This window comes from Baekduia sp., assembly GCF_035996765.1.
Lineage (GTDB): Bacteria > Actinomycetota > Thermoleophilia > Solirubrobacterales > Solirubrobacteraceae > Baekduia.
In genome coordinates this window covers 1-3,322 of sequence record NZ_DASYJG010000088.1, presented here as the reverse complement: position 1 = coordinate 3,322, position 3,322 = coordinate 1, and the positions used below count along the sequence as shown (strand labels likewise).

Genomic DNA, 3,322 nt, shown 5'->3' with positions numbered 1-3,322 from the left:
TGCAGACGCGGCTGCGCCGCTAGCTCCAGCGCAGGGTCTTCGGCGCCTCGCGCATGCGGATCACGTGCGCCGGGATGCCGGCGACGACGGCGTTGTCCGGGATGTCCTTGGTGACGACGGTGTTGGAGCCGACGATCGCGTTGTCGCCGACCGTCGCGCCGCGCAGGATGCAGGCGCCGTAGCCGATCCAGCAGTTGCTGCCGACCTTGACGTCACGCTTGTAGATGCCCTGGTGGCGGATCGCGCGCTCGACCTCGACGACGCCGTGGTCGAAGTCGATCAACATCACGCGGTCGGCGATGATGCACTCGCGGCCGATCGACACGTGCTGGAAGGCCGAGACGGTGCACTCCTGGCCCATCACGGTCTTGGCGCCGATGTGGCACTCGCCCTCGTGGACGCGGATCTTGCAGCCGTGGCCCAGCCACGACCAGCGACCCAGATGCAGCACCGCGTTCGGGCCCACCTCCAGCGAGACGCCGGGGCAGATGAACGCGAGGCCATCGAGCTGCAACCGCCCGCGCAGCCGCAGCTTCCAGTACGCCAACCGCAGGATCAGGCGGGCGTACTTGCGGTTGAACATGCCGTTGCGCCGGGCGAAGCGCAGCAGCGCGAGCGGGCCACCCGACAGCGGCGGCGGATCGCCCCGGTAGTGCAGCGGCGGGGCAGGCGGAGACGCGATCATGGGCGGGGACAAGACCGGTTCCACGCCCGCGGAGGCTAGCGCGCAGGGCCATCAGCGCGCAGGGTCACGACGGCAGCGCGTCGGCGAAACGCTCCAGCGCGTCGGTGTCGCGCCAGGGGCGGCCGTGGCCGAAGACGGTCAGCGCCGGGCGCAGCGCCGCGACGCGGCGGATCGACTCGCGGTTGCGCGCCGGATCCAGCGTGAACTCGCGCGGCGGCTCGTGCAGACCCTGGCGACCGGTCGTCGGATGGCGGCCGAAGAGCACGTCGCCGGCGATCAGCACGCGGTCGGACTCGCGCCAGAACGAGAGGTGGCCGGGGGAGTGGCCGGGCGTCTCGAGCGCGACGAAGCCGGCGTCCAGCGCATCGCCCTCGCGCAGCTCGCGGTCGACCGTGACGCCCGGCCCGGCCCAGTGCTTGAGCTGCCAGCGGGTGATGACGTTGGACGGCGCGAGCGGGCCGACGGCGCCGCTGCGCAGCTCGTCGGCCTCGGCGGCCGGCCCCCAAAACGGCGTGCCGAGCGCGGCGACCAGCGCGGCGCTCGCGCCCTGGTGGTCGCAGTGGCCGTGGGTGACCGCGTGAGCCTTGATGGGCAGGTTGGTGGTCTTGACCGCCCGCAGGATGCGCCGCGACGCGTAGCGGGTGCCGGCGTCGACGATCACCCCACCCGCCAGGTAGATGTTGATGGCAAACGGCGGGAAGCCGGGGACGTGGCGCAGATCGGGAGCGAGCTCGTACATGTCGGCCATACGCTGCCGTATGGCGCTGCGCTTGTCAATACGGTCCCGTATGGTGGGCGGTCAGATGACGCCGGAGAACCTCGATCGCGAGCGCTGGGAGCAGGCCGCGCTCGATGCGCTGGAGCGTGGCGGCCTGGCCGCCGTGGCCGTCGAGCCGCTGGCCCGCGAGCTCGGCGTCACCAAGGGCAGCTTCTACTGGCACTTCCGCACGCGCCAGGAGCTGATCGCGGCGACCGTCGCGCGCTGGGAGCGCCTGCACGTCGACGGCCCGCTCGAGCAGGTGGCCAAGATCGACGACCCGCGTGAGCGGCTGCTCGCCCTGCTCGGCAAGGCGTCGGCCAAGCCGCCGTCGATCTTCATGCGGATGCTCGAGGCCTCGGCCGATGACGCGGCCGTCCACGCCGCCGTCGTGCGCGCCGCCGAGCGGCGCGTCGCGTTCATGGCCAGGGCGTTCGGCGAGTTGGGGCTCAGCCGCGCTCGGGCGCGCCGCCAGGCGCTGTTGGCCTACAGCACCTACGTCGGGCGCGCCCACCTCAGCCGCGACGCGCCCGAGCTGCTGGGCGACCCGCAGGCGCTGGCCAAGCACACCGCCGAGCAGTTGATCCCGTGAGACCGTCATCGTGCATGGCGGCCAAGCACGTCGCCGAGCAGTTGATCCCGTGAGTGCGCCGTCGTGCATGGCGGGCAAGCACGTCGCCGAGCAGTTGATCGGGTGAGTCCGCCATCATGCGCGGTCCATGTCGCAGGCCCAGCAGACCCTCGCCCAGCGCCTTCTCGACGGTGACAAGCGCGCCCTGGCGCGCGCCATCACGCTCGTCGAGAGTGACGACCCCGCGGGCTGGGAGCTCGTCCGCGAGGTCTACCCGCACACGGGCAACGCGTCGATCGTCGGGCTGACCGGCGCGCCGGGCGCCGGCAAGTCCACGCTGATCGGCGCGCTGACCAAGCTGCGCCGCGAACAGGACCGCGAGATCGCCGTGCTGTCGATCGACCCGTCCTCGCCCTTCACCCACGGCGCGCTGCTCGGCGACCGCATCCGGCTGACCGAGCACTTCCTCGATCCCGGCGTCTTCATCCGCTCGATGGCCAACCGCGGCGCGCTCGGCGGCCTCAGCGAGGCGGCGCTGCAGGCGGCGCTGCTGATGGACGCCGCCGGCAAGGACGATGTGTTCCTGGAGACCGTCGGCGTCGGTCAGGCCGAGGTCGACATCATCGACCACGCCGACACCATCGTGTTGGTCCTGATGCCCGGCTCGGGCGACTCGATCCAGGCGCTGAAGGCCGGCGTCATGGAGATCCCCGACATCATCGTCGTCAACAAGGCCGACCATCCGCTGACCGACACGATGGTCCGCGAGATCCGCGGCGTGCTCTCGCTCGCGCCGCAGCGCGGCTGGCGCGTGCCGATCATCAAGACCGAGGCGCACAAGGGCGCCGGCGTCGCCGAGCTGGTCGCCAAGCTCGACGAGCACCGCGCCTTCATCGAGGCCGAGGGCACGCTCTCGGAGCGTCGCAAGCGCAACCTGCGCAGCGAGGTCGTCGCGATCTGCACCTTCCGCCTGCGCCGCCGCCTGGAGGAGCAACTCGACGAGGACGACACGTTCGCCGAGCTCCTCGACGAGGTCGTCGCCCGCCGCCTCGATCCCGCCACGGCGGCGAGCCGCATCCTCGAGCGCCTCGACGCGGCCGCGGCCGCGGGCGACGACGACTAGCGCCACCGCCGCCGCCACCCCCACCCCGGGAAGCGTCGAGGGACGACTCAGCCACGCCTCGGGGTTCGGTCGTCGCTCGACGCTCCCTGGTTAGGCCGGGCGGGAGGCCGCGGCCGCATCGAGGCGCTCGAGGATGCGGCTGGCCGCCGTGGCCGGGTCGAGGCGGCGGGCGACGACCTCGTCGAG

The 3,322-nt window shown here is 72.3% G+C and carries 4 protein-coding genes; 2 read left to right on the top strand and 2 right to left on the bottom strand.

The window, feature by feature from the left end:
• Positions 1–19: 19 nt before the first annotated feature.
• The gene (locus tag VGO10_RS19245; protein ID WP_327471439.1) at positions 20–685 is read right to left on the bottom strand and encodes an acyltransferase; all 666 of its coding nucleotides are present in this window, start codon (positions 683–685) and stop codon (positions 20–22) included.
• A 64-nt stretch (positions 686–749) separates the two neighbouring features.
• Positions 750–1,424 (bottom strand): MBL fold metallo-hydrolase, encoded by a 675-nt coding sequence (locus VGO10_RS19240; RefSeq protein ID WP_327471437.1) that lies wholly within the window; start codon positions 1,422–1,424, stop codon positions 750–752.
• A gap of 64 nt (positions 1,425–1,488) precedes the next feature.
• On the opposite strand from VGO10_RS19240, the gene VGO10_RS19235 reads away from it, so the two are divergent.
• The gene (locus tag VGO10_RS19235) at positions 1,489–2,034 is read left to right on the top strand and encodes a helix-turn-helix domain-containing protein (protein ID WP_327471435.1); all 546 of its coding nucleotides are present in this window, start codon (positions 1,489–1,491) and stop codon (positions 2,032–2,034) included.
• 127 nt (positions 2,035–2,161) lie between these two features.
• Positions 2,162–3,136: a methylmalonyl Co-A mutase-associated GTPase MeaB gene (gene meaB, locus VGO10_RS19230; protein WP_327471433.1), complete on the top strand. Its 975-nt coding sequence runs from the start codon at positions 2,162–2,164 to the stop codon at positions 3,134–3,136.
• Positions 3,137–3,322 lie beyond the last annotated feature (186 nt).

Excerpts from the sequence above, each read along its gene's own strand:
- VGO10_RS19245 (WP_327471439.1), bottom strand. The coding sequence starts at position 685 with ATGATCGCGTCTCCGCCTGCCCCGCCGCTGCACTACCGGGGCGATCCG.
- VGO10_RS19240 (WP_327471437.1), bottom strand. The coding sequence starts at position 1,424 with ATGTACGAGCTCGCTCCCGATCTGCGCCACGTCCCCGGCTTCCCGCCG.
- VGO10_RS19235 (WP_327471435.1), top strand. The coding sequence starts at position 1,489 with ATGACGCCGGAGAACCTCGATCGCGAGCGCTGGGAGCAGGCCGCGCTC.
- meaB (WP_327471433.1), top strand. The coding sequence starts at position 2,162 with ATGTCGCAGGCCCAGCAGACCCTCGCCCAGCGCCTTCTCGACGGTGAC.